Source organism: Pseudomonas sp. Marseille-Q5117 (assembly GCF_946901175.1).
Taxonomy (GTDB): Bacteria; Pseudomonadota; Gammaproteobacteria; order Pseudomonadales; family Pseudomonadaceae; genus Aquipseudomonas; species Aquipseudomonas iranensis.
On record NZ_CAMPPP010000003.1, the window covers coordinates 442,053 to 468,732 of the forward strand.

Annotated in this window: 20 protein-coding genes and 1 pseudogene; 10 read left to right on the plus strand and 11 right to left on the minus strand. The window is 60.6% G+C overall.

Annotation, left to right across the window (positions count from 1 at the left end; genetic code table 11):
• Nucleotides 1-7: 7 nt before the first annotated feature.
• The 4 genes from OC605_RS07910 to hflK (OC605_RS07925) are packed head-to-tail and all read right to left on the minus strand — an operon-like array spanning nt 8 to nt 5,962.
• Nucleotides 8-1,918, minus strand: a complete 1,911-nt coding sequence (locus tag OC605_RS07910) for a cation-translocating P-type ATPase (protein ID WP_262136636.1) — start codon at nt 1,916-1,918, stop codon at nt 8-10.
• A complete protein-coding gene (gene hflK / locus OC605_RS07915; RefSeq protein ID WP_262136637.1) occupies nt 1,915-2,964 on the minus strand; it encodes a protease modulator HflK in 1,050 nt (349 codons plus the stop codon). Before hflK (OC605_RS07915) ends, OC605_RS07910 begins: the two co-directional genes overlap by 4 nt.
• Nucleotides 2,961-4,004: a protease modulator HflC gene (gene hflC, locus OC605_RS07920; protein ID WP_262136638.1), complete on the minus strand. Its 1,044-nt coding sequence runs from the start codon at nt 4,002-4,004 to the stop codon at nt 2,961-2,963. The genes hflK (OC605_RS07915) and hflC overlap by 4 nt, the downstream gene beginning before the upstream one ends.
• On the minus strand, nt 4,001-5,962 hold the full coding sequence (gene hflK, locus OC605_RS07925) for a protease modulator HflK (protein ID WP_262136639.1): 1,962 nt from the start codon (nt 5,960-5,962) through the stop codon (nt 4,001-4,003). Before hflK (OC605_RS07925) ends, hflC begins: the two co-directional genes overlap by 4 nt.
• Nucleotides 5,963-6,172: 210 nt before the next feature.
• Between hflK (OC605_RS07925) and lpdA the strand changes: the two genes are divergently transcribed.
• The gene (gene lpdA, locus OC605_RS07930; RefSeq protein ID WP_122612806.1) at nt 6,173-7,573 is read left to right on the plus strand and encodes a dihydrolipoyl dehydrogenase; all 1,401 of its coding nucleotides are present in this window, start codon (nt 6,173-6,175) and stop codon (nt 7,571-7,573) included.
• 100 nt (nt 7,574-7,673) lie between these two features.
• On the opposite strand, the gene OC605_RS07935 is transcribed toward lpdA, so the two are convergent.
• Nucleotides 7,674-8,147 carry an Lrp/AsnC family transcriptional regulator gene (locus OC605_RS07935; protein ID WP_041476556.1) on the minus strand — a complete coding sequence of 158 codons (474 nt, stop codon included), beginning with the start codon at nt 8,145-8,147 and terminating at the stop codon, nt 7,674-7,676.
• Nucleotides 8,148-8,292: 145 nt separating this feature from the next.
• On the opposite strand from OC605_RS07935, the gene OC605_RS07940 reads away from it, so the two are divergent.
• Nucleotides 8,293-8,922 carry a LysE family translocator gene (locus tag OC605_RS07940; RefSeq protein WP_186568733.1) on the plus strand — a complete coding sequence of 210 codons (630 nt, stop codon included), beginning with the start codon at nt 8,293-8,295 and terminating at the stop codon, nt 8,920-8,922.
• On the opposite strand, the gene OC605_RS07945 is transcribed toward OC605_RS07940, so the two are convergent.
• From OC605_RS07945 to OC605_RS07970, 6 genes are all read right to left on the minus strand, one after another.
• Entirely contained in the window at nt 8,919-11,054 is a 2,136-nt protein-coding gene (locus OC605_RS07945) for a hypothetical protein (protein WP_262136640.1), read from the minus strand. The two genes, OC605_RS07940 and OC605_RS07945, sit on opposite strands and share 4 nt — an antisense overlap.
• Nucleotides 11,041-12,225: a DUF3142 domain-containing protein gene (locus OC605_RS07950; RefSeq protein WP_262136641.1), complete on the minus strand. Its 1,185-nt coding sequence runs from the start codon at nt 12,223-12,225 to the stop codon at nt 11,041-11,043. Before OC605_RS07950 ends, OC605_RS07945 begins: the two co-directional genes overlap by 14 nt.
• 88 nt (nt 12,226-12,313) lie before the next feature.
• Complete coding sequence (locus OC605_RS07955; RefSeq protein WP_262136642.1) at nt 12,314-13,465, minus strand: acyltransferase family protein; 1,152 nt, start codon at nt 13,463-13,465, stop codon at nt 12,314-12,316.
• Nucleotides 13,455-14,393, minus strand: coding sequence for a class I SAM-dependent methyltransferase (locus tag OC605_RS07960; protein WP_262136643.1), 939 nt, complete (start codon nt 14,391-14,393; stop codon nt 13,455-13,457). The genes OC605_RS07955 and OC605_RS07960 overlap by 11 nt, the downstream gene beginning before the upstream one ends.
• Nucleotides 14,390-15,694, minus strand: a complete 1,305-nt coding sequence (locus OC605_RS07965) for a glycosyltransferase (protein WP_262136644.1) — start codon at nt 15,692-15,694, stop codon at nt 14,390-14,392. Before OC605_RS07965 ends, OC605_RS07960 begins: the two co-directional genes overlap by 4 nt.
• Nucleotides 15,688-17,268 (minus strand): glycosyltransferase family 4 protein, encoded by a 1,581-nt coding sequence (locus tag OC605_RS07970; protein ID WP_262136645.1) that lies wholly within the window; start codon nt 17,266-17,268, stop codon nt 15,688-15,690. Before OC605_RS07970 ends, OC605_RS07965 begins: the two co-directional genes overlap by 7 nt.
• A gap of 418 nt (nt 17,269-17,686) precedes the next feature.
• On the opposite strand from OC605_RS07970, the gene OC605_RS07975 reads away from it, so the two are divergent.
• From OC605_RS07975 to OC605_RS08010, 8 genes and pseudogenes are all read left to right on the plus strand, one after another.
• A complete protein-coding gene (locus tag OC605_RS07975; protein WP_186568719.1) occupies nt 17,687-18,601 on the plus strand; it encodes a GDP-mannose 4,6-dehydratase in 915 nt (304 codons plus the stop codon).
• Entirely contained in the window at nt 18,598-19,569 is a 972-nt protein-coding gene (gene gmd, locus OC605_RS07980) for a GDP-mannose 4,6-dehydratase (RefSeq protein ID WP_186568717.1), read from the plus strand. The genes OC605_RS07975 and gmd overlap by 4 nt, the downstream gene beginning before the upstream one ends.
• Nucleotides 19,570-19,572: 3 nt before the next feature.
• Nucleotides 19,573-21,015, plus strand: coding sequence for a mannose-1-phosphate guanylyltransferase/mannose-6-phosphate isomerase (locus OC605_RS07985; protein ID WP_262136646.1), 1,443 nt, complete (start codon nt 19,573-19,575; stop codon nt 21,013-21,015).
• Nucleotides 21,016-21,813: an ABC transporter permease gene (locus OC605_RS07990; protein WP_186568713.1), complete on the plus strand. Its 798-nt coding sequence runs from the start codon at nt 21,016-21,018 to the stop codon at nt 21,811-21,813. It abuts the gene before it with no gap.
• Nucleotides 21,813-23,066, plus strand: a complete 1,254-nt coding sequence (locus OC605_RS07995; RefSeq protein ID WP_262136647.1) for an ABC transporter ATP-binding protein — start codon at nt 21,813-21,815, stop codon at nt 23,064-23,066. Before OC605_RS07990 ends, OC605_RS07995 begins: the two co-directional genes overlap by 1 nt.
• Nucleotides 23,063-24,429: pseudogene (locus tag OC605_RS08000) on the plus strand (glycosyltransferase family 4 protein). Before OC605_RS07995 ends, OC605_RS08000 begins: the two are co-directional and overlap by 4 nt.
• Entirely contained in the window at nt 24,413-25,543 is a 1,131-nt protein-coding gene (locus OC605_RS08005; protein WP_136493242.1) for a glycosyltransferase family 4 protein, read from the plus strand. The pseudogene OC605_RS08000 and the gene OC605_RS08005 overlap by 17 nt, the downstream one beginning before the upstream one ends.
• Nucleotides 25,544-26,674: a glycosyltransferase family 4 protein gene (locus OC605_RS08010; RefSeq protein ID WP_262136648.1), complete on the plus strand. Its 1,131-nt coding sequence runs from the start codon at nt 25,544-25,546 to the stop codon at nt 26,672-26,674.
• Nucleotides 26,675-26,680: the final 6 nt, after the last annotated feature.

Below are 26,680 nucleotides of genomic sequence, written 5' to 3' on the forward strand. Positions count from 1 at the left end.
TTTTCTTTCATTTATCCCGAGGGTCGAGCCTGAGCAATGGCTCCTGAAAGCGCAGCAAACGTCCGGCGTTGCCCAACACCAACAGGGTGCTCAGGTTATGCAGCAGCGCCGCGATCATCGCCCCGGCCGCACCAAGCCAGCCGAACGCCGCGAAGACCACGATGGCCAGCGTCCAGCCGAGGCCGATAATCACGTTGACCTGCAAAGTACGCCGGCACTGACGACTCAAGCGCACGCAAGTACCGAGGCGACGCAGATCGCTGCCGATCAACACGATGTCGGCTGACGCCAGAGCAATGTCGGTCCCGCCAGCGCCCATCGCCACGCCGACCACGCCGGCCTTGAGCGCGAGTGAATCGTTGATGCCGTCGCCTACCACCATCGGACGAAAGCCGTGATCGATTTCCTTGAGCACGCGATTGAGTTTGTCCTCCGGAAGCGCTTGCGCCTGGACTTCGTTCAGCCCGACTTCCAGCGCCAACGTTCGCGCAACGCTCTGGCGATCGCCCGTCAGCAGGAGCTGGCGTCCCAGCCCCAGTTCACGCAATTCGCTCAAGGCAAAGCCCGCTTCCGGTTTGATGCTGTCGGCGAGCAAAAGCCAGGCGAGGAATGCACCGTTCAAAGCCAGGCCGGCAATCGGGCCATCGTGCTCAGGAACAAGGGTGGTTGTGATACCCAGTTGCGCGAACAACTCTGGACGACCGAGCGCAGCTTCGCCCTTCTCTGTCGTCGCCACTACGCCCAGGCCTTGGCGCTCATGGATGTTGGTCAGAGGCCAATACGCTTCCTGATCAACCAGCCCAGCGAGTGCTCGGCTCACCGGATGACTGCTTGCCGCGCCAAGACTGGCGGCCAGTGTCTGCACTTCGGCGGTGTCCGCATCCAGGCTGTCGATCGACTGCAAACGCAAGGTGCCGTACGTCAGCGTGCCGGTCTTGTCGACCACCAGCGAGGTCAGATCGGCGAGTTCTTCGAGGAACGCCGAGCTGCGAATCAGAATCCCGTGACGCGCGGCGACGGCGACACCGGCAATCGCCGTGGCCGGCGCCGACAGCACCAACGCACACGGACACGCCGCCACCAATACCGCGAGCATCGCCTGTGCATCATGGGTGACGAACCAGGTCACCGCCGCCAGCAACAAGACCAGCACCATGTAGCTGCCGGCATAGCGTTCTAGCAATCGCGTGATCGGCGGTTTCGAGCGCTCGGCGCTTTGCATCAGGGCGATGACTTTGCCCAAGGTGGATTCGTCACCGGTGCGGGTGACTTCGACGCGCAGCAATCCATCGAGGTTGATCGCGCCGCCAAACGCCAGCATGCCGACGCCAGCTTCTACCGGCACTGACTCACCGGTAATCGAAGCGGTATCAAGGCTCGCCTGCCCTGATAACACACGACCGTCCGCCGGCACCCGATCACCGGCCCGCACCTCGACAATATCGCCAGCACTGAGCGTGCCGTTGTCCACTTCGATGATCGAACCGTCCGCTTGCAGCTTGCGCGCATGGCTGCGGGTCAGCCGGCCAAGCGCATTGATCGCTTCCTGGGAACCGATGACGCTACGCTCTTCCAGCACATGGCCAAAGATCATGATGATTGGCAACAACGCCGCGGTGAGTAGATCGCCGGTCGCCCAGGCGCCGAGCATGGCCAGCGCAATCAATTGATCGGTGATGCCGTGCAGGCTTGGGTAACGCAGGCTGTACCACGCCGAACGCATCACCGGAACCGCTACCAGCAACGAGGCGAAACCGAGCAGCAACTGGCTGACACCGGTTTGCTCCGGGAGCATCCAGCGCCAGAGCAAACCCAGACCCAGCAACCCGAGCGCAAGCATCGCCAGGGTCAATTGGCGCGCGGCGCGACGTTGTTCGGCCGAGGACAAGAGACTCGGAGCAGCGGTGGTCGCCGTCATTGACTGGCTCCTTGAATGATCAACCGGGAATCGTCTTTCGGATTGACGGTGGTGACCGACCCGGCCTGATCAAGGATCTTCGGTATGCGCTCGCGATACAGACGCAGGAGCATTTGCGGGTCGGCAGACGTAGCCAGACTCGAGACGGTTGCGGTATCGGTCGAGGCTTTTGCAAGACGCTCGCCTGCCTGCGCGTGAGCCACCTGGAGCGTGCGGTCTGCCTGTTCGTTGGCCGACTGGGTAAGTTTCTCGGCATCGGTGCGCGCGTTAGCCACAGCTTTGTCAGCCTGCTGACTGGCGGTCAGAACCGCATTGAAGGCACTGACCGCCGGCTCCGGCAGACTTGATTGCACATCCACCCGCGACACCTCGATGCCGATGCCCTGCCCGCTCGCCTTCAGTTCAGCGAGACGCGCGTTGATGCCTTGCACCAGATCACCGCGCAATCGCTCACGGCGCTCGGCCGCCTGATTGTCGGCGCCGATCAATTCCGGGCGAGCGACCAGAATGGTGTCGAGATCTCGCGCGGCGGTCAGGACCACGGCGCTGCGCGTCACTAGCCGATCGAGAGCTGGCAGCACATGCTCGCCTTGCAACACGAATTCGTACGGATCGGAGACTTGGTAAAACACCCGCACGTCCAGTTGCACTACACCGGCATCGCCGGTCAATAAATAACCAGACCCGGCGAGTGCATCGCTCAATGGCGTGGCGAAGGACGCCACCCGGTCAGCCTTCAACGCTTCGTCACTGCGCAACAGATTTTCCACTCGACGCTCGATCACCCGGTCAGCCGCCGGCAACAGAGCCACCTGCTCAAAGGGTTGCGGCCACGCCCATAACAGCCCGGCATTCTGAACGCGATCCAGCGCGCCAAAGTGCAGCACCACGGCGCGGTTTTGCGGATCAATCTGCCGGACATTCGAGAACGCCCATGCCAGCGCCGCCAACACGGTGATCGCATACAGGGCGATGAAGGTCAGACGTCCGGCCTGGATCCACGGACTGTTCAACGCATGTGTTCCACGTGGAACTTCTTCGCTCATGGCTGCGATCCGGCTTTGTTGTCGAGCGTCGGTGGGCCGTCGACCAATACGCGGAAAGGTGCGGCATCGGTGCGCAGAATCAATTTGGTGTCCGGCGTAACGATGGTGCCGAGGGTATCGAGGGAGCGCAGCAGGTTGTAAAGCTGCGGCGAGCTGGCGTAGGCGCGACCATAAATCTGCGCAGCCTCGACTCGCGATTGCGCTTCAATGTCAGCGGCTTTCACCGTCGCATCAGCCTGGACGATTCGCGCATCGCGCTCGGCGGCGGAACGGATTTGCGCCGCTTCGCGTTTGCCAACAGCCGTGCGTTCGGTAGCAATGGTTTCACGCTCGGCACGCATGCGGTCGACCGTGGCGCTGAGCGTGACCGAGGGCAAAGTCAGCCGCTCGATGCCGACCTGCACCACGCGCACGCCATATGTAGCGAGCAACTGTTGATCGATCTGCTGACGCAACTGCGTTTCAAAATCGCCGATGCGCACTCGTTTGGCATCAGTGTTGACCAGATTGGCCAGATCGAAACTGCTGGCCGTTGTCTCCAGTGCTGAGCCGACAAAGGTGCGAATCTGCCGCGCTGCTTCGTCCGGCTGATTCTGCACGGCACGCATGAAACGCTGCACGTGTTCAGGATCACCCTGCACCTGCCACGCGACGTAGGCCTGAACGATGATGCGCAAACCATCCTTGGTGCCGACGTCCTGCAAACCACTTGAGGTGGTACGTAGACGCAAGTCCACCGGGATCGCCGCTTCGAACGGTGCCGGCCAGCGCCAATTCAACCCGGGATCGAGCAAGACCCGCGACGGACTACCGAAACGGGTGATGACCGTGGCTTCACCGGAGCGCACTTGCACCAGACTCGCGGCGGCAATGGCAAACGCTACCAGCAACGCAGCCCAGCCCATACGCCGCCAGGGAAATGGTCCAACTTCTGGCACCTCGCCGTGATGGTGGTGATGACCATGATGATGGTGATGCCCGCCGTGGCCGTGATCGTGGCCGCTGTGGTCTTGAACGTCATGAACAGGCGACTGGCTCAATGGGTGGCTCCTGGTTGAGCGGTGGTGCGGGGGGACGACGGATCAGTCGGCAGTGTGAAAGTACGCAGATCGATGGTTGGCGCATTTGCGCTGCCGCCGATTCGATGGTCGAGTATCACCAACTTGGCTTTACTCATGCCCTGACTGAGCTGGCTGAGATATTGCTCCAGCACGAAGGCCTGGCCAGCACTGGCGAAGGCTTTCTGTTCGGCGCTGAATTTCAGGTCGGCGGTTTGCGCGGCTACATTGATCTCCCGCGCATTGGCCGTAGCCTGATCCCGCGCCGTACTCGCCTGCAACTGCGCCTCGTTAGTGGCCTGCGCAGCCGCCCCGCGTTCACGAGCGATCAACGCCTGCGCGCCGATCTGCGCCGCTTGCACACTGTGATATGCATTCGCCGCGCCGGCCGGTGGATGAATCGCTTCGACGACTGTGGCGAGGATTTCCACGCCACTGTTCAATCTGTTCAGATCGCTTTGCACTGCGCGACCGATTTCCTCGGCCAGCCCTGCCCTGTCGTCGCCGAGCAAACCGTCGAGGGTGCGCGAGGCAAAATCGTGAACCAGGATGCGGCTGGCAGTGCTGCGAATCAGTGTCGGTACATCGGCGCTGTTATAAGTCGCGGCGAGTGCCGCCTCGTCGTTCAAACCGATGCGATAAACGAAGCGCACGTCCATATTGACGATTTGCAGGCCCTGTTGCGCGCCGCGGCTGCTGGCGATGACCTGGGACTTGTCATTAACGTGGCTGGCGTCCCACAAACGGTTGGCGGTCAGCGGCGCCGGGCCTTCAGCGGAGTCGGACTGCACGGCGATTGGCTTGTCGCCGACACTGGTTGCCAGTTCATGAACCACACCGTTTTCAACGGAGATCACACGCCCCAATGGCCAGGGCAAACCGGCATGTAAACCCGGGCCGAACACCTGTACCGGTTTACCGAAGCGCTCGTAGATGCCGCGACCGTGCAGGGGAATTTCATGTACGCCGGTCAGCAGCCAACCGCTCAGGGCGACCACTGCCAACACCGGCAACAAGGCCCGGCGCATGTAACTGAAGGCCCAGATCTGCCGCAGATCGATGCCGAACCGATTGTGCATTTCATGCTGCAACGCCAGCCACGGCTGCGGCGGCCAGCGCAGCATATCGGCGATAAAACTGCGCGCCAGCAGGGTCGGTTCGAGTTGTTCACGCCGCGGGCTGAAGACAGACAGTAACGCGCGCAACAGCAGTTCGCCGGCAACCAACATTGGCACGACTGCGCTGAGCACCGCTACGCGTACCGGCCAGACTGCGCTTTCGCTGACAAACAACAGACATAGCGCACCGACCAACAGGGTGATGATCACCACCCGGGTCAGTTGTGCCAGCGCAGCCGCTTCCGGCCATTGCGCCGGCGGTTCCTGCGCCAGTTGCCGCTCCAGCACCAGCAGGGCAAACGCCAGCAACAACGCCAATGCCCCACCGATGCTCGCCGACAGCCCCAAGGCCGCCGCAGGCAACGTGAGATTCCACACCTGCTCAATACCAAGCAGAACCAGCAACGCCCAGCCGCCGAGCCACAACGTCGGCGCACCGATTTGTCCAAGCAGATGGCGGCTCTGCTGACTCAATCGCTCCAGCAGCCTTTCGTACCAGCCCTCGGCTGCAGCGCCCTCCTCCACAACGGTCGGTTGCGAAGCTGGCGGATGCATCACCCGCGCGCGCCAGTGCGTCACCCACCACGCCGATTGCAGACCGGCGACCAGCACCAGCAACGCCGCGCTCTGATTGACCAACAACGGCAACCACAGGGACTGCGGCGCAAACAGGCCGACGAAAAACGCCAGCACCCAGCCCAAACCGACCAATGCGCCAAGTCCATAAGCCAGCCGACGTAATTCGCGTGACTGCGCAGCTGCTTGCTGAAAGCGCGGCAATCCGTTGACTGGCGTGGCGTCCAACTCAAGATCGACTTGCATAACACCCCGAAAATGTAGGCTCTGCGTTCATAGCGTTACGATATAACGCAAACTGTGAAATATTCGTACACAATTACGCTTATTCAAGGATGCCGCAGCTGTCGCTTGCCTGAAGCCTTGACCGAAATGTTCGGCGCAGCTCATATTACGCACATAATTTTTATCGCGACTAATCTTGGCTATCCCCATCGAGCAATCTGGAGCAAGCGCATGAGCAACTATGACGTAGTGATTCTGGGCGGTGGCCCCGGCGGTTATAACGCAGCGATCCGCGCGGGCCAGCTCGGGCTCAAGGCCGCCTGCGTCGAAGGACGTGCGACCCTCGGCGGCACCTGCCTGAACGTCGGTTGCATGCCGTCCAAAGCCTTGTTGCACGCCTCAGAGCTGTACGCCGCTGCGGTGGGCAAGGAGTTTGCCAATCTCGGCATCGAGGTCAAACCGACGCTGAACCTTGCGCAGATGATGAAGCAGAAGGACGAAAGCGTCGCCGGCCTGACCAAGGGCATCGAATTTCTGTTTCGCAAGAACAAGGTCGACTGGATCAAGGGTTGGGGCCATATCGACGGCCCGGGCAAAGTGACGGTGACCGACGCCCAAGGCAACAAGAGCGAACTCAGCGCCAAGGACATCATTATTGCCACTGGTTCTGAGCCCACTCCCCTGCCTGGCGTCGAGATCGACAACCAGCGCATCCTCGATTCCACCGGCGCGCTGTCGTTGAGTGAAGTGCCCAAACATCTGGTAGTGATTGGTGCCGGGGTAATCGGCCTGGAGCTGGGTTCGGTATGGCGCCGACTCGGCGCGCAGGTCACCGTGGTCGAATACCTTGATCGCATCTGCCCCGGCGTCGATGGCGAGGCCGGCAAGACCTTGCAGCGCGCGCTGAGCAAGCAAGGCATCGCCTTCAAACTGAGCTCGAAGGTCACCAGTGCCACCAGCTCCGCCACAGGCGTGCAGCTGAGCGTCGAGCCTGCCGCCGGTGGCACGGCTGAGCTGATCGAAGCCGATTATGTGCTGGTGGCCATCGGGCGCCGGCCGTACACCCAGGGCTTGGGGCTGGAGAACGTCGGCCTCAGTACCGACAAACGCGGCATGCTCGCCAACAAGCAACATCGCACCGAAGCCGCCGGGGTCTGGGTGATCGGCGACGTCACGTCCGGCCCGATGCTCGCGCACAAGGCTGAAGACGAGGCCATGGCCTGCGTCGAACAGATTCACGGCAAGGCTGGCGAGGTGAATTACGCGCTGATCCCCAACGTCATCTACACCCAGCCGGAGCTGGCCAGCGTCGGCCAGACCGAAGAACAGCTCAAGGCCGAGGGCCGCGCCTACAAGGTCGGCAAGTTTCCCTTCACTGCCAACAGCCGGGCGAAGATCAATCACGAAACCGAGGGCTTCGCCAAAGTCCTCGCCGACGAGCGCACGGACGAGGTGCTTGGCGTGCATCTGGTCGGGCCGAGCGTGAGCGAAATGATCGGTGAGTTTTGCGTGGCGATGGAATTCAGCGCGTCAGCCGAGGACATTGCCCTGACCTGCCATCCGCACCCGACGCGTTCGGAAGCGTTGCGTCAGGCAGCGATGAATGTCGAGGGGATGGCGACGCAGATGTAGGTTCCAAACCTTGCCGCCGTCTTCGCGAGCAGGCTCGCTCCCACTTTGGAATGCGTTCCCCATGTGGGAGCGAGCCTGCTCGCGAATGGCGCCACCCGGTCTACAGCGGCAGATGCCCCAACGGCAACGCCCCCGGCGCTTTCACTGTGTGAATGGCAAAGTTGCTGCGAATATCGCTCACACCCGGAAGCTTGAGCAGATGGCCGCTGACAAAGCGGTCATAAGCGCGCAAGTCAGGCACCACTACCTGCAACAAAAAGTCCGATTCGCCGGACACCAGAAACGCTGAGACCACCTCAGGCAACGCAGTGACGGCCGCATAAAAAGCCTCGGCGCGTTCTTCGTTGTGCCGCTCAACCTTGACCCCGACAAACACCGTCAGCCCCAGCCCGACTTCATCTCGATCCAGATTGGCCTGGTAGCCTCGGATCACCCCCGCCTCTTCCAGCATGCGCACCCGGCGCAGACACGGCGAAGCCGACAGGCCGATTTCTTCCGCGAGCTCGACATTGCTCAAGCGCCCGTTGCGTTGCAGCGCGGCGAGAATCTTGCGGTCATAGGCGTCGAGTTTCATCTTTGGCAGATCCCGATAGTCTGACGGTTGAAAACCAGCAGGTTATGCCAAAGCTGTGGACAATTGAAGCCGACTACGCAAGCACCTGCCCTGCCCTCTCGCTCTAGACTGGCCCGAGCAAATCAACAACGAAAGGGGGTGTGATGTGGCAAGTCTGTGGCTGTTCGTTCTGACGCTGGCTGTGGTTCTGCTACTGCCGGGACCGGATATGATCCTGCTGTTGCAAACCGGTGCGCGGCAAGGTCGAGCTGCGGCGCTGGCCACCGCGCTGGGCCTGGCCATCGCCCGCGCCTGCCACGTGGCACTGGCGGCATTGGGGCTAGCGGCGCTGTTCAAAACGGCGCCGTGGACGTTTGACGTCGTGCGCATCGCCGGCGCGGCCTATCTGATGTGGATCGGCATCCAGTGTTTTCGCAGCTCGCTGGTGCCGAGCCTGCAAGCCCAAGAGCAGGCACCTGCCCACCGCCAGTGGCGCGGTGCGATCCGTCGCGGTTTGCTGACCAACCTGCTTAATCCCAAGGCGTTGCTGTTCTGCTCGGTACTGTTGCCACAGTTTATCGTCAGCGGCGGCGCGCCGGTGCTGACACAGTTCGCCATGCTCGGCCTGGTGCTGGTCAGCGTCGGCCTGCTGTTCGACAGTGTTGTCGCCATGACCGGCGCGGCACTGGGCCGTTGGCTGCAACACAGTCCAACCGCCCAGCGCGCTCAGCAATGGCTGTTCGGCAGTCTGTTGATTGGCTTCGCCGTACGCCTGAGCTTCATTCAACAGGCCTAGCCTTTGCGCACCTTGCGCTGACGACGGGTGATCAGCAGTAGCGCAGCAACAGCGACCAGCATGACCGCGACGATCTGCACCGGCCACTTGTACGGCCGCAGTGTTTCACGCACGGCATCGGTCACCTGGGTGACGTAGCGCTTGTCGGCATTTTCGAAGTCCGGATACGGGCATTGATTGCCGAAGTCTTGCGCCCACGGCACATAAGGGCCTTCCTTGACGTAGCGCTGATACAGCGCACTCTGGTCTTCAAGGCTGCTGTTCCAGCCGGCGGCATTGCACAACACCGCAGCAAACGCCTGACTGGTGTGCGGCAAATTATCGGCGGCGCGACTGGCCAGTGCCGTGGCGACAAAACGATAGTGATAACGCAGATCCGGTTGCGCGGCGCTGGCCTGCTGGCGCTGCACTTCCGCCGCTGAAATCAGCGGGCCGACATCCAGCTTCGTGCTCTCCAGCGTGTAATTGCCGCCGAAGGTGGCGTAATCAGGCGCCATCTCATAACCTAGGATGTCCATGCCCCACTCCCGGGCCGTCCACGCGGCGTTGTACAACGCACTGGCGCGTTTGCTCGGCCACCACGCCGACTCGGCCTTGAGCCGTTGCTCGCCATAGAGCCGGGCCTTGTGTTGCAGATCATCACTGGCGAAATAACCGACCGCTTCCTCGTAACGGCCCTCACGCAGCAAGCGCCGACCGAGCAGATTGCGCAGATTGGCGGCCACCGACAGCGGCACATAGTTGTCGCGCTCCTGCTGCGTCAATGGCGGCGGCGCCGGCACATTCTCATCGACGTACTGCTTGAGCTCATCGACTGTCAGCACCCGCTCGGCAACGGTGGCGGCATCGAACCAGTAAAGGCTGTTGCTGCGATACAGCTGCACGAACGCTTGCAGGTATTCGCCGCGTTGCAGCGCCAGGATCGCGCTTTCGCCGTCGACCCGGCATTTTGGCTGGACCGTTTCAAACGCCCAGTCCGGCGTGCGGCGATAGCCCCAGTCTTCATTCTGTGGAAAGGCCTGGGCGGCTTTGGCGTAGGCGGCGGCAGCGGCAGTCGTGTCGCCGTCACGCACTGCCAGTTTTGCCCGCAGCCACCAGGCCAGTCCGCCTTCCCCGGCGTTTACCAGAAAGGCCTTGGCAGACGCGTAGTCGCCCTGTTGATAACTCATCGCCGCCAGTCGATCGGCATTGTCGAGGCTGCCACGGGTGCTGTTTTGCAAGAGTGTGACGAGTTTCTTTTCATTCGGCGGCTGCTCACCGAAAGACCAGCCCTGACGGCTGACCAGCGATGCCGTGACCAGTTGCTGCACCGCTGGCTGCTGCAGCAGTTTGGCCAGCTGAGGTTCCGGCAATTCGGCCAGCTCGTTCATCAGTTGCTTGAGCGAGGTGTAACCGACGGCCGAATCGTGCAGGTTCTGTGCTTCGTACAGTTCGATGGCGCCGCTCCAGTCGCCCGCGCTGCGCAACGCCCGCGCCTCTTCACCGAGGCTGGCAACGCCCAGTTCCAGCGGATCGCTGAAGCCGTCGATGCTCAGTTGCCGGGCCTGGCGGAAGGCATCGCGCGCTTCTTCCAGCGCTTCGATGCGATCGTGCGCCTCGTTGCTCATGGCGAAGGCGATGCGCCCGAGGGAATACGCCGCCCACGTGCTGCGCAACGGGCGCTGGTCTGCCGGCAGCGCCAGCACCTTGTTGAAATACTCCGTGGCCAATTGATGATCGCCGGTGGCAAAGGCCACCGCGCCGGCGACGTACAAACGGATTTCCACCGGCAGACCGGCGCCCTGTTCCTCGGCCTGATGGGCATCGCTGAGCCCGCGCAGGCGCTTGACCACAGCGTATTGCTCGGCGCTCAGGCCCACCTGCTCAGCCTGTTCGCGCGCCAGCTCAGCCGCGTTGTCTTCGGCATAGTCGTTGGGGTTATGGGTCGCCGCTGTGACATTTTTCAGCCCGGCAATGGTTTTACCGAGGCGACTGATTTCGAAGCTGAAACTGCCTTCGGGCAGATCGGCCAAGGTCTGCGCGCGGTTGTCGAGCAGGCGCATCGGGAAGTCCGGGCCGCAGGCCAGCGCCGACCCCAGCGGCAGGCTGAGGCTCAGGCAAAGCAGATGGCGGGGCCAGTTACGGGTCAACATGCGAACCTCCTTGATCGATATGTGCACAACGCGCCCAACCGACAGCACGCTGTCCGCCCGCCGGCAAGCGACCGTCACGCAGGCGGGTGAAGGTAAGCAGATTGGCACTTTGTTGCAACGAGTAACCGGCGAGCGCATCGGCGCCTGCGCAATCCTGCGCCTTCAGCGAGATTTGCGCGGGCCAGGGGCTGTCGAGATTGCCGTGGTTTTCGAGCTGGATGTCATAGAGTCCGCCCTGCTCTATGAATGACAGATGCAGATGACTGTCCAGCACATCGCCCCGCGCCACCGCGCGTAAAGTAGTCAGGCTCCAGGCGCGACGATCGTTGGCCAGCGGCAGGCGAAACCAGATCAGCCCGGCCAGATGCTCGGGCGGATCCTCGCGCAAAGTCTTGGCCAATTGGCTGAGTTGCTGCGGATCGGCGAGCAACTCCCGGCGCTGCCCGCCGCGCTCCAGTTGCACTTCGCTTTCCACTACCGGCGCGCCACCGTCATCGCTCAACAGCGCAACGCCGTAGGCCGGCAGCGCCAGATAGAACGGTTTGTCGCTGATACGTGCCCAGGCCTTGGCCCATTTCAACGCCTGCTCGGGATCGAACAGACCCAGCCGCGGATCGCTCACGGCGTGGACTTGCAGCACGCTGCTGTCGACGCTTCGCAACAGCGCCGGCAACTGCGCGCTATCGAGCCAGGCCGGTAGCGCGGTGATGCTCAAAGGCAACGATGGCGGCAAGGCCGCACGTAAATGTTTGAGGAATTCAGCGTACGCCGGCAGCCGTGCATTGCCGGCATCGTGGTCGATTTCGATACCGTTCAGCGTGAGACCTTGCGCTTGCCAATCGGCAATGACCTGCAGAATCTGCTCGGTGACCTGCTGCTGGTCCAGCGACTGCAACTGGCCATCGAGGCGAATCACTGCGATCAGAGCGCGACCATCAGCTTTCAACAACGCCGGATCAACCCGTGCCCTGCGCCACCGCTCGCCGGGAAAGGCCTGCAATGCCAGTACGCGCAGGGTGGAGAAATCATGGCGACTGTCGCGCAATGCCGGTTCATGCGCAGGTGTCCATTGGCGTTGCCAGACGTAGAGTTGCTGGTCGAGGGCCGGCGCGACGTGTTGCTCGCAACCTGCCAGCAAGACGCTAAAGATCAGACCCGCAATAAACCGCATACCTTGAAAATCCCTGAAACCACAGGGCTGCAAGGTTACACAAAACACGGAATGAGCGAGCCTGCTCCCTCACGCCGTGATGAGTCGATCAGAACGCCGCCTCAGAAGACGTCTTAGGCGTTCGAGACGTACCAAGACGTTGTACGAGCGCAGTACCGCGATTGCGCATAGGCATTTCGATGAAGCGATAATTCAATTCGCTGAGCAGCGCAATCAATCCGAACGCCAGCAGCAAGGCGACGACTGGATGATCTGCAGGACTCGGCAGGCCCGCTTCCTGCAAACGGAAAGTAACTTCACGTACCAGGAAATACACGGGAATATGAATCAGGTAGATGCCGTATGACCGACTGCCCACCCATCCCATCAATTGCTGCAAGCGCCCGGCCGATAACAGGTAATCCTGATTGTAAGAGGCGACCCACACCAGCAAGGCACTCAATGAAGCGATAGCGCCAACGCGAAAGTGACTCGCGGAAAATCCATCGGTGGCCAGGTAACTCATCAGCGTTGCGACGACAATCAGCGCTGAGATTCCGGCCCCGTTGCGACTCAGAAACAGTGGCTGCCAACGCCGGTAACTCGGTTGAGCACTCCACATTGCCAACAGTACGCCAAGGGCCAGCGCGTCGGTTCGAACGACCATCAGCAGCGGCGTTCGCACCGCCAGCAGTTGCACTGCGACCAGCGCCAGCAGCACCCAGACCAAATGTCTTCGGCACAGCAGAATCAGCAACGGAAACAACAGATAAAACTGTTCCTCCAGGGCCAGACTCCAGTAGACGAAACTGCTGCCATATTCGTAGCGGAAGAACGCATCGGCAAAGCGGAAATTGGCGTACTGCAACACTCCTGCGAGCGTCGCCTGCAGATTGGCCTGCAGCGTGCCGAACGCCCCGGAGCGATTGAAAAACATGCACATCAGCAGCACCAGGGCCAGCCACAGCCAGGCCGAAGGCAGCAGGCGAAAAGCGCGGCGTAGCCAGAAATTGCGCGTTTGTTCCCAGTATTGCTGACGGGTGCTGCAATTACGCAGCGCAGGAATCAGGCTGCGGGCAATTACGAAGCCGGAAATGGCGAAAAACAGGTCAACGCCCCACCAGGGTTGTGCCCAAGCATGAATGGCATCGAGCAATGGCACCGGATCGCGGAACAGATTGCCCGCCAGGTGATGGAACAGCACTCCGAGCACGGCAATGGCACGCAGCACTTCGATGTCCATGATGCGTTTACTGCTCATCCGGCATCTCCGCATCCAGCGGTTTACGCGCAATGATCACCTGACTTTTGGGCATGAACTGGTCAAGCACCTGTTTGATCGCAAGTCCGTCGGGCCGGTCGAGCATCTCTTCCCAGGTTCTCGCCCACCCACCCATCAGATGAGGAAAAGGCGCGTGGATCCGATCACGCACCGCACCGCCCGGATCCTTGCCGGCCGCTTTTTCGCTGGCCCAGAAAAAGATCATCCCCATCACCCAGAAAAACCCCGTCGCCTGCCGATGCTCAATGATCAGTCCGGCGTCTTCGACCAGTGCGGCAAAGCGCTCTGGAGTGAAGATCTGCACGTGGTTGGGCGACTGGTAATAACTCTGCGGAGCGATACCTTTTTGCAAGTGCTCGCCAACCGGGGCGGGGACACTGAGCAGGTACAACGCACCGGGACGCCCCATACGCGCCAGTTCGGCCATGAACGCCTCGGGTTCGTCGACGTGCTCCAGCACCTCCATGCACACGACACGGCTGGCGCAGCCGTCGGCCAACGGTAACGGCAAGGTGTTGCTGACCAGTCCCAGATGCGGCCGGGTGCTGCGGTCTTCGACCTGCCGTGCCAGCTCGCGCACTTTGTCGTGTTCACTGTCGGTGAAAATCACCGATGCGCCCTGGCGTACGGCAAACAATGTTGCGGCGCCCTCGCCGCAACCGACGTCGAGCAAGGTGTCGTCAGGCGTAATGGAAAAGCCCTTGAGCAATTCGCCGCTGTCATTGAGAAACCAGCCGTCCAGCACGGCATCACGTAAACCGACATCGCGGGGCGACCAGACAAATAAAGGCTCGGGTTCAGCGTCTGGTGTCGACTCAGTCACCGGTTCCGCTATCGGTTCAGCCACTGGTGGCGGTTGCGAAGATTGCGCTTGGGCAAACAATCGATGAAGCAATCTGCGAATCATGCGCCGATAACCTCCGTCGCCATTTCGGCGCGGACTTGCAGCAGGCTCGCCAGAAACGCCCGTAATCGCTGCTCGGCCACCGCTTGACTGCAAAACGCCTCGAGACTCACGACAGCCTGTGCCGACATGGTGGCGTAACGCTGGAGATCGTTTTGCGCGACGTCGTAACTGGCAGTGTAAGCGGCGCAGATCGAAGCCCAGCTCGTTGCGTAGCGCAAGGTTCGATAGGCCGAACGCGGGTCGTGAGGCCAAGCCGTGAATTGCTCGGTTGCCTCGATCAGAAAAGCGTTATCGGTATTCATATAGTCGATCATTGCCGTGGTGCACGGTGCCACCGCCGGCTTGCCGCACGACATGAATTCCATCAGCGGCAGGCACTGGCCTTCGCCGTAGGAAGTGTTGACGACGTAACGGGTCGCCTGCACCAGACGTTCGTAATCCGCGTCTGCCAGATAGCCGTAGATAAGCACGATGCGGCAGCGATAAGGCTGATTCTTGTAAAGGTGATGGAGGATGTCGGTGAGGGCTTCTTCAGCATCGTGATGGGTGAGTTTCAGCACCAGGGTTGCATCAGCGTTTTCCCGCATAGCGGCACAGAAGGCACTGATCATGTCCTCCCAGTTCTTGCGCCCGTCCCGGGGGTTGAACACCGAGGTGTACACCACACCTTCAAGCACCAGCTCTTGCTCGGTGACCGGCGCGAGGAAATCGATTCCACGACCACGGCGCAACGGCACAGGAGCGAAAGCATCCAAGGCGATCTCGCGACTGTCGACCACCAGGCCTTTGATTTTCAGCCGTACTGAATCGACGTCCGGCTGCCCCTGCAATTGAACGCCGCGCGCTGCGAACCGATCCCAAACCGGCGCGGGGACGGCGACTATCGGGTACTCGACAGACATCGCTTTGCGCACGGCATCGACCGTGTAACTGGAGTGCGTGATCGCGGCACCGCAGGCGGCAAGTACTGTGCGCCAGTCGTTCAGCGGATCGCCAGCGAATGGCTCATCGGGAATCGTACTGAACTCCCAGGCAAAGACCGGCAAGGTCGGACACGCCAGATGCACCGGGGTGCGATGCGGTGGCGAGAACGACAGAAATACGCAAGGCTCGCCACGTGACTGGCACTCTGCATACAACGCATCGACTTCGCTGTTCGGGTCCATGACCTCGATCACCCGACCCAGACGTTCGAGCACTGGCCGATACTCCTTGAGCACGAAGTAATAGCTGTACTCCGAGCGCCCCAGATTGCGGCTGATGGTGTGCTGGTTGGTTTCCGAATGGATGATGATCAGCATGGGGCGTTATCCGTGACCTGGGCAACGTGACCGGACTGTAGTTCGAGCCCGAAAAAATCCTCGACGCGCTTTTGCAGAACCGCGATCGCGCTGAAATGCTCCATGCGCTGCGCGGCAGCCAACGACATTCGCTGATAAGCCTGAGGCTGTGTCGTGGCCATCCGGTAACTGTCTTCGTAGGCTTTTTTCAAGGAGCCCCAGTCTGGCCGGTGACGATGCGCACGAAACAGCATGCGCGGGTCGTGGGGCCACGTGCACGCCTCAACGCTGGATTCGACTACGAACGCCACGGACTCATCGATATAGTCCTGCATCGCCGTGTGGTCGGGAGCGATCACCGGCTTGCCGCAGGCCATGAATTCCATCAGCGGAAGGCACAGACCTTCACAATGCGAAGCATTGACGTAAAAACTCGCCGACTGGTAAAGCCGCGCATATTGCGCATCGTCCATGTAACCGTGAATCATCACGACCCGGCAGGAAAAAGGCGCCAGTTGCGCAAGTGGCGTCATCAAGTGTGCATAGACGGCCGCCAGGTCGCTCTGGGTAAATTTCATTACCAGTGTGGCGTCGGACGTGTCACGAAAAGCTGCGCAGAAAGCGGTGAGGATCTGCAGCCAATTCTTACGCCCGTCCTCCGGGCGAAACACCGATACGTAGACGACACCGTTGACCTCGGCTTGAACCTGCAATGAGGTGTCCGGCATATCTCGCGGTGGCGGTTGCACTGCCACTGGCAAAGGTTGAGGACCGGCGATGCCGGGCAGATGCCTGGCAAGCCAGTCATGCCAGGAATGCCGGAGCAAATCGCGGATCCCCTCCCAGTACCAATTCTGCAAAAACCACACCCGCGGCACCGGGGGTGTCTGATCATGCCCGGCATTGAGCAGCCACAGGCGCAGGTAATGTTTTGCGATGACGAAGCGTCGTTTCCACGTCAGCGGTGGTGGTCGCGAGGCCTCCAGCTGAGCTTCAATTTCCGCCAGCTCTTCGGCGGTGAGCGGCTTGGGCAGCAGATTATCCGGATGCAGATTCATCTGGCGGGAATCGAAAATGCACCCCTTGAGTGTCAACGTCGTACCTGTGTTGACCGGTGTGCTGAGGTGCTGCTTACCGATGGACGCAAGCTCCTCTCCGAGTGGGGCGGGCAATACCAGCACAGGGAAATCCTCTCCCATCGAGCGACGAATCGCTCTGGCGGTATGGCTGGACAGCGTGATCACGCGGCCATGCCTTGCCAACATGCGCGTCCAGTCATGACCCGGGTCATCGCTCCACTGTTCATCGGGAATCGAATCGTACTCCCAGGTCACGACGCAAATGGTCGGGCACTGGAGGTCAATCGCGGTTTTTTGTGGTCGGGTGAATGAGAGGAAAACACTCTCTTGGCCGACGGCGCGTAACTGCCGAAAAAGCGGGTCAACCTCTGCGACAGTACTCACCACATGAACTAGCCCGACAGTTTCGAGCAATGAACGGTAAGCCTTCAATACGAAGTAATAACTGGCGTCGGGATGGCCGAGACTTTCCCTGATGGAGTGTTCGTTGATGTCCGAATAAAGAATGAAATTCATGGCATTCCACAATGAAACCGCCTTCCCGGCAGCTTCACCCTAGTGACGGCCAAGCGTAGAACCTGATCGATCTCGGTTCTTCGTCTCAAGTCTCGTCTTGTTCTTGTTTTAGTGGTCGGTCTCACCTTTTCGCACAACGAGCCGGAACATCCCTGGCAAGCGTGATGAGGGCCATTCTAAACACATCCATCGCGAGTCCGGGAACCGCCGGGCGAGAATAAATCGGACTATGCTGACGAGAACTGATCAGTCACGGTTTGCCCGGTTGAAATTGCCGAGCAATTGGCACAGATTGGCAACCAAACAACTACAACAACGGCTTCGCCTGCTGTTTCACCGGATGTTTCCTCCGGTCTGACAGGGCTTTCCTCAAAGCGTGCAAGGAAAGCGGCGCGAGTCATGACCAAGGGGTCGCTGTTTGAAAAAACGTCTGTTCGTCACGGGCCTCAGCGGCTTCGTGGGACAACACATTCAGTCTCGTCTGGCGTCGCCGGGCTCGTCGTGGGAGCTGCTGCCTGCCGCATCGGCCTACGACCTTACGAACGCCGACAGCCTCATCGACCTTTGGCCTGAGTTGCCGGATGCAGTCATTCATCTGGCCGGCCAGACCTTCGTGCCGGAAGCCTTTCGTGACCCGGCCCGCACCTTCGATATCAATCTTTTCGGCACCCTCAACCTGCTGCAGGCGCTCAAGGCGCGCGGCTTTTCCGGCACTTTCCTGTACGTCAGCTCCGGCGACGTTTACGGGCAAGTCGCCGAAGAGCATCTGCCAATCACCGAGCAACAACCGCCGCTGCCGCGCAATCCGTACGCGGTGAGCAAACTTTCAGCGGAGTTCCTCAGTTTGCAATGGGGCCTGAGTGAAGGCTGGGCAGTGCTGGTGGCGCGTCCGTTCAACCATATCGGCACCGCGCAGAAAGACAGCTTCGTCATCGCCAGCGCAGCCCGGCAGATCTGCCGTATCAGACAGGGTCTGCAAGCGCCGCAATTGCAAGTCGGCGATATCGACGTTACGCGGGATTTTCTTGATGTCAGCGACGTGATCGCAGCGTATTTCGCCCTGCTGGAAAACGGCACACCCGGGCAGGTCTACAACATCTGCTCGGGCCGCGAGCAAAGCATTCGCAGCCTGATCGAGCAATTGGCCGATCTGGCCGAAGTCGACGTAGAACTGGTGGCGGATCCGGCGCGCATGCGGCGCGCCGACCAGCGCCGTGTCTGCGGCAGTCACGCAAAACTGGCCAGCGCCACAGGATGGGCGCCAGCCACCACCACACAACAATCCCTGCGGGCGATCCTGTCCGACTGGGAGATGCGAGTACGACAACAATGACAAAAAGTGCACTGATTACCGGGATCACGGGCCAGGACGGCGCCTATCTGGCCAAACTGCTGCTGGACAAGGGTTACAAGGTTCACGGCCTCGTCGCCCGGCGCAGCAGCGATTCACGCTGGCGCCTGCGCGAGACGGGTATCGAAGCCGATATCGTCTACCTCGACGGCGACATGGCGGACGCCTGTTCGGTGCAGCGTGCGGTAATCAAGTCGGCACCGGACGAGGTCTACAACCTCGCCGCACAGAGTTTTGTCGCCGCCTCGTGGGATCAACCGGTGACCACCGGCATCGTCGATGGGCTGGGCGTGACACACCTGCTCGAAGCGATCCGCCAGTTCAGCCCGCACACACGGTTTTATCAGGCCTCGACCAGCGAAATGTTCGGCCTGATCCAGGCTGAGCAACAGGACGAGAACACCCCGTTTTACCCACGCAGCCCTTACGGCGTGGCCAAGCTCTACGGCCACTGGATTACCGTCAACTACCGCGAAAGCTTCAACCTGCACGCCAGCAGCGGCATCCTCTTCAACCATGAATCACCGCTGCGCGGCATCGAATTCGTTACCCGTAAGGTCACTGACGCCGCCGCGCGCATCAAGCAGGGCAAACAGCAGGACCTGGCGCTGGGCAACATCGACGCGAAACGCGATTGGGGCTTTGCCGGCGATTACGTCGAGGCCATGTGGCTGATGCTGCAACAGGACAAACCCGACGACTTCGTGGTCGCCACGGGCATCACCACCACCGTGCGCGAAATGTGCCGCATTGCCTTCGATCACGTTGGCCTTAACTACCGCGATTACGTGAAGATCGACCCGGCGTTCTTCCGCCCGGCCGAAGTCGAAGTGCTGCTCGGCAACCCGGCCAAGGCCCAGCGTGTGCTGGGCTGGAAACCGAAAACCGACCTGGATACCTTGATCCGCATGATGATGGATGCGGACATGAAACGCGTCGCCAAGGAGTAGGCCATGCTGATTCCGGTGATTCTGTCCGGCGGTGCCGGCACCCGTTTGTGGCCGGTGTCCCGCGAGGGCCACCCCAAGCCGTTCATGACCCTGCCCGACGGCCAGTCGCTGCTGGGCAAGACCTACCAGCGTGCGGCGGCGTTGCTGGACGGCTGGGGCGACATCGTCACGGTGACCAACCGCGAGTATTACTTCCAGAGCAAGGATCACTACTGCGCGGCGCATGTGTCGCGCCATCGCGGGCACTTTCTGCTGGAGCCGAGCGGGCGCAACACCGCACCGGCGATCGCAGCGGCAGCACTGTCATTGCAGGCGCTGCATGGTGACGACGCAATCATGGTGGTGATGCCGGCCGATCACTTGATCGTCAATCAGGACGCCTTGAAGAGTGCGGTCGAGCACGCATTGAATCTGGCGAAGGACGGTTATCTGGTGACCTTTGGCGTGGTTCCGACCGCCCCGGAAACCGGCTTCGGCTATATCGAGACCGGGGCGCCGCTGGACGCCAAGGGTGCGGCCAAGGTGCAGCGTTTCGTCGAGAAACCCGACCTGCAGACCGCCACGCATTACCTGGAGAGCGGCAACTTCCTGTGGAATTCGGGGATGTTCTGCTTCACCACCGCGACGCTCATTGCCGAACTGCAACTGCACGCACCCGAGTTGCTGGAACAGACCCGCGCCTGCATGGCCGTCAGCGCACCGGTGGAAACGGTTGGCTGCCTGCAACAGGAGCTGTCGCCAACGCTGTTTGCCGAAATCACCGACATCTCCATCGATTACGCGCTGATGGAGCGCTCGGAAAAAGTCGTGGTAGTGCCTGCCGGTTTCGACTGGAGCGACATCGGTTCGTGGAGCGCGGTCGCCGCGCTGACTCCCGCCGATGCCAACAACAACCGCGCCAGCGGCGAAGCGATCTTCATCGACAGCCACAACAACTTCGTGCAGAGCGAAGGCCGGCTGGTGGCGACCGTCGGTGTGGATAACCTGATCATCGTCGATACCGCCGACGCGGTGCTGGTGGCCCATGCCGACCGTGCGCAGGATGTACGCCGCGTGGCGAAGCAACTCAAGGACAAGTCCCACGAAGCCTATCGCCTGCATCGTACGGTCAGTCGGCCATGGGGCACTTACACCGTGCTTGAGGAAGGCCCGCGCTTCAAGATCAAGCGCATCGTGGTCAAACCCGGCGGCAAGCTGTCGCTGCAAATGCACCATCACCGCAACGAACACTGGGTGGTGGTCGAAGGCATGGCCAAGGTCACCAACAACGGTTCCGGCACGACTCTGGTCGCCAAGAACGAATCGACGTTCATTGCTGCCGGCCACAAGCATCGCCTGGAGAACCCCGGGGTGATCGATCTGGTGATCATTGAAGTGCAGAGCGGCGAATACCTGGGCGAAGACGATATCGTTCGCTTCGAAGATCAATACGGCAGGACGGTCTGAATGCTGCTTTCCCTGTACCGCTCGCTGCATGGCTACCGTGGCTTCATCCTCGGTAGCGTGCAGCGCGAGTTTCAAGCGCGTTATCGCAATTCGCTGTTCGGTGCCCTATGGCCGATCTTCAATCCGCTGTCGATGATCATCGTTTACACCGTGATCTTCTCCCACATTATGCGTGCCCGTTTGCCCGGTGTGGATGACGGCATGGCCTACAGCATTTATCTGTGCGCCGGTCTGCTGGCGTGGGGGCTGTTTTCGGAAATCACCCTGCGCAGTCAGAACATGTTTCTGGAAAACGCCAATCTGTTGAAGAAAATCAGCTTCCCGAGGATCTGCCTGCCGGTGATCGTCCTGATCAACGCCGGGATCAATTTCGCCATCATCATCAGTCTGTTTCTCGGTTTTCTGCTGATCACCGGGCGCTGGCCGGGAATGGCTTTGCTGGCGCTGATTCCGCTGATTGCTCTGCAAATGATGTTCTGCGCCGGGCTGGGCATGGTCCTTGGCGTATTGAACGTATTCTTTCGCGATGTCGGCCAGCTGTTCGGCATCTGCCTGCAGTTCTGGTTCTGGCTGACACCGATCGTCTACCCGATCACCATTTTGCCGGAGTGGCTGCAAAGTCTGCTGCGATTCAACCCTCTGACAAACCTGATTGCCAGCTATCAGAATGTCTTCCTTTACGGCCAGTGGCCAGCCTGGAGTTCACTATTGCCGGCATTCATGATCGGCGCGGTCTTCTGCGCAATCGGACTGCGCCTGTTCCGCCAGCGAGTCGGTGAAATGGTGGATGAACTCTGATGGGACATATCCGTGTTACCGGGCTGGGCAAAGCCTACAAACAATACCCCAGTCGCTGGAGTCGTCTGGCCGAATGGCTGATTCCCTTTTCCCGATTGCGGCACAACCCACACTGGGTATTGAAGGACCTGACCTTCGAAATACCTGCGGGCCAGGCCGTGGGCATCGTCGGAGTCAATGGCGCAGGCAAGAGTACGCTGCTGAAGATGATTACCGGCACGTCCCGACAAACCTGCGGCACCATTGAGTTGACCGGCCGGGTCGCCGCATTGCTGGAACTGGGGATGGGCTTTCATCCTGACTTTACCGGCAGGCAAAACGCCGTGATGGCCGGGCAATTGCTCGGCATGCAACTTGAAGAAATCAACGCCTTGATGTCGCAAATCGAGAGCTTCGCGGAAATCGGCGAGGCGATCGATCAGCCGGTGCGTACATATTCCAGTGGAATGCAGATGCGTCTGGCGTTCAGCGTCGCCACCGCTCGCCGCCCCGATATTCTGATCGTCGACGAAGCGTTGTCTGTCGGGGATGCGTATTTCCAGCACAAGAGCTTTGAGCGCATCCGCAGCTTTCGCGAGGCTGGCACAACCTTGCTGATCGTGTCCCACGACCGCTCGGCGATTCAGTCGATCTGCGATACCGCGATCTTGCTTGATGGTGGCCGTCTGGCCATGCACGACAGGCCTGAAGCCGTAATGGATTATTACAACGCTTTGCTCGCCGAGCGCGAGGGCCAGACAGTGCGCCAGGAAATGCTCAGTGGCGGCCACGTGCAGACCGTGTCGGGTACCGGTGAAGCCGGCATTGTGCGGGTGCGCCTGCTCGACGAATCCGAGCGCTTGATCGAGGCCGCCGAAGTCGGCCAGCCAGTGGTCCTGGCAGTGGACGTCGAGGTACGTCAGGACATCGAGAGGCTGGTGCTCGGTTTCATGATCAAGGATCGTCTCGGCCAGCCCATGTATGGGATCAATACCCATCGCCAGAACCAAGCGCTGGAAAATCTGCGCGCCGGTGAGCGCATCAACTATCGCTTCGCGTTTGTGATGGGCCTTGGAAAAGGCAACTATTCCGTAGCGCTGAGCCTGTCGAGGCTGGACTCGCATCTGGATCGAAACTTCGAATGGCGAGACTTCGGTCTGGTGTTTCATGTCATCAACAATCGACGCGAAGATTTCGTCGGCTGCTCATGGCTGAATGCGCAGACCACAATCAGCCGTCATACCGAAGTCAGCCACGTCGAGCACACACCATGACCCGGCTGCTGGTTGAATGCACTCACGTATTCAAACACCCCAAGGTCAATTCGGGGATCCAGCGCGTGGTGCGCAACGTCATCAAGCAGCTGCCCGCCAGCGCTGAAGGCGTCGAGTGCATGCCAGTGGTGGTGATCAATGGCCAGCTCTATCGCGTGTTGCAACTGGCGCCACTCGATACACCATTCTGGAACAGCCTCGAAACCTTCGGTGAACGCCTGGAGCGCCTCGCCCACCGCTTCGGGCAATGGCATCAGCGCCGCGATGCGCTAGGCACTTCGAAACTGGCACGGCGGCTCCTTTATGTCAGCTATCGGTTGACCCAGTTTGCCGTGCTCGGCCTGCCGATTCGGCTGGTCAGACGGATCAATCGCAGGCAGCTGCTTAAACGTTGCTCGCCGCTTCAACACCACCCGGGCGATCAACTGGTGCTGCTGGATTCATCCTGGCACTCGGACTTTTCGCCCATGTCGAGCAGCTCAAACGCGACGGCGTCGGCATGATCGCGGTGATCTACGATCTGATTCCGCTGACGCATCCGCAGTTTTACGACACGCGTCTGGTCGAAGTTTTCAATGAGTGGTTCGACTGGATTACCCGCACAGCTGACGGCTACATGGCAATTTCCGCCACGGTGCGTGATCAGGTGCGTGGTGAATTGCAACGCAGAATCGGTGCCGAGCAGTCTGAAAAGCGCTGGTTCGATTACTTTTATCTGGGGTCCGAGCTCGACCTGCATCACGGCGCGGCAACGATCGAACCACGCCTCAAGGATCTGTTCGCTGCATCCGGCCCGGTATTTCTGATGGTCAGCACCATCGAGCCGCGCAAGAACCATGGGTACCTGCTCGACGCCTTCGAACGCGCCTGGGCTGCCGGCTCGACGGCAAGCTTGTGCATCGCCGGGCGTATCGGCTGGAAATGCGACGCGCTGCTCGAGCGAATCCGCAATCATCCGGAACTGAATCGGCGCCTGTTCATGTTCAATGACCTGAGCGACACCAGCCTGGAATACGCATACACGCAGGCCAGCGCGCTGGTCTTCCCCTCGTTCGTTGAAGGCTTCGGCCTGCCGCTGGTGGAAGCCATGCAGCGCGGTTTGCCAGCGATGGGCAGCGACATCGCGGTATTCCGCGAAATCGGTGGCGAGTTCATGGCGTATTTCGATCTGCTGGATCCACAAAGCCTTGCCGATCTGATCGAAACCTATCAACGCAGCGGACAGTTCCCTGCTGCCCGCGACGTCGCTGACTGGCGCTGGATCGGCTGGCGCGAGGCCAGTGAGCAGTTGGCGACACGCAGCCTTGCCCATGTTCAGCAGGCCCCGCGCGTGCAAGCGAGGCCGCATGCGCATTGCTCTTAACGCCCGCATCCTGCAAGCACCGCGCACCGGCATTGGCCACTACGTCGCCGAACTGGTCAACGCCTTGCGCAGCGAACCCGATGTGGACGTAAGCCTGTTTCACGGATGGGGCTGGAGTTCGGCCCTGCCGGCCGCAGCCATGCCCGGCTACTCGCGCATGACGCCATTGCTGCGGCAAATTCCCGGGGCCTATCAGGCACGCCGCTGGCTGGAGCAGAAACGTTTTGATCAGGGGCGTGCACAAGGGCTCGATCTTTATCACGAGCCGAGCCTGTGGCCCCTGGCCTTCGACGGCCCGACCGTGATCACCCTGCATGATCTGACGCACCTGCATTTTCCAGAAACCCAGCCACCAGCACGTTTGAGGGAAATCGAACGTCGTCTGGCCGCGGGCGTGGAGCAGGCGCGGGTCATTCTGACCGATTCGCAGGCGATCGCTGACGAGGCGCAGGCCTACTTCAATCTCCCTGCACAGCGATTCGTGGTGGCGCCGTTGGGTGTGGCCGAACGCTTCCGTCCTCGGCCACTTGAGGAAATCGACAGTGTGCTCAAGGCTCACGCTGTCCAGGCACGGGAATATTTCCTCTGTGTCGGCACCCTCGAGCCACGCAAGAACCTGAGCCTGGCGTTGCAGGCCCACGCCCTGCTGCCAGACGCTGTGCGCCAGCGCTTTCCCTTGTTGATTGCGGGCATGGCCGGTTGGCAGCGCGAGCAGTTCAACGAGCCACTGCGCCAGGCATTGGCCAGCGGCCACGTGTGCCTGCTCGGCTATCTGCCCGATGAGCAATTGGCGCAACTGTTGGCCGGCGCCCGGGCGCTGATATTTCCATCATTGTATGAAGGCTTTGGCTTGCCGGTGCTGGAAGCCATGGCCAGTGGCACGCCGGTGGTGACCACCCGTTCTTCGGCGATGCCGGAAGTGGCCGGTGCGGCTGGCAACTATATTGAAGCGGACGATGCCGAGGGCCTGCGCGATGCAATGAGCCGTCTGCTTGACGACTCGCAGCATTGGCAGGCCTGCCGCGAAGCAGGATTGCAGCAGGCGCGGCTTTTTTCCTGGCAACGTTGTGCACAGGCTACGGCCGGTGCCTATCGCCAGGCCATGGGAGGTTGAATGCGCGTTCTTCATTTCTTCAAGACGTACCTGCCCGATTCGGTCGGCGGCATCGAACAAGTCATCTTTCAGTTGTGCGAAAGCGGCGCCCAGCATGGCATTGATGGGCAAGTGCTGACCCTCAGCACCGATCCGACACCGCCCGTGGTGCAACTGGGCCAGCACGAAGTACATCGGGCGAAGCTGGATATTCAGTTCGCCTCGACCGGTTTTTCCTGGAGCGTGTTCAAGCAGTTCCGTGAGCTGGCCGCCGAAGCCGACGTGATCAACTATCACTTCCCGTGGCCATTCATGGACCTGGTGCATTTCGCCAGCGCCGTGAACAAGCCGAGCGTGGTCACCTATCACTCGGACATCATTCGCCAGAAGCATCTGCTCAAGCTCTATCGGCCACTGATGAATCGCTTCCTCGCCAGCGCCGACCGCATTGTTGCTGCATCGCCGAACTATCTGCACACCAGCGATGTGCTGCAGCAGTTTCAGGACAAAACTCGCGTTATCCCCTACGGCCTGAATAAAGCAGGTTATCCACAGCGCGATACCGAACGCATGAACCGCTGGCGCCAACAGCTTGGGGATAAGTTTTTTCTGTTCGTCGGGGTGATGCGTTATTACAAGGGGCTGCACATACTGCTCGATGCGCTCAAAGACATCGATTATCCCGTGGTGATCGTCGGTGCCGGTCCGCTGGAGCAAGAACTGCATGCACAGGCCGCCGCGCTGGGCCTGCGCAATATTCACTTTCTCGGCCGTCTGAGTGACGAGGACAAGGTGGCGTTGCTGCAATTGAGTTACGCGATCGTGTTTCCTTCGCACCTGCGCTCCGAGGCTTTCGGTATCTCGTTGCTCGAAGGCGCGATGTACGGCAAACCGATGATCTCCAGCGAAATCGGCACCGGCACCAGTTACATCAATATCCACAACGAAACCGGACTGGTGGTGCCGCCGAGCAATCCACAGGCCTTTCGTGAAGCCATGCGTACGCTCTGGGAAAACCCTGCGCTTGCTGCCGAGATGGGCGTCAAAGCCGAAGCGCGCTATCGGCAGTTGTTCACCGCCGATGAGATGGGTCGCAAGTGGACAGAGCTGTATCAGGAACTGCTGGCTGAAAAGGCTCTGTCCTACGCTTGAGTGGAG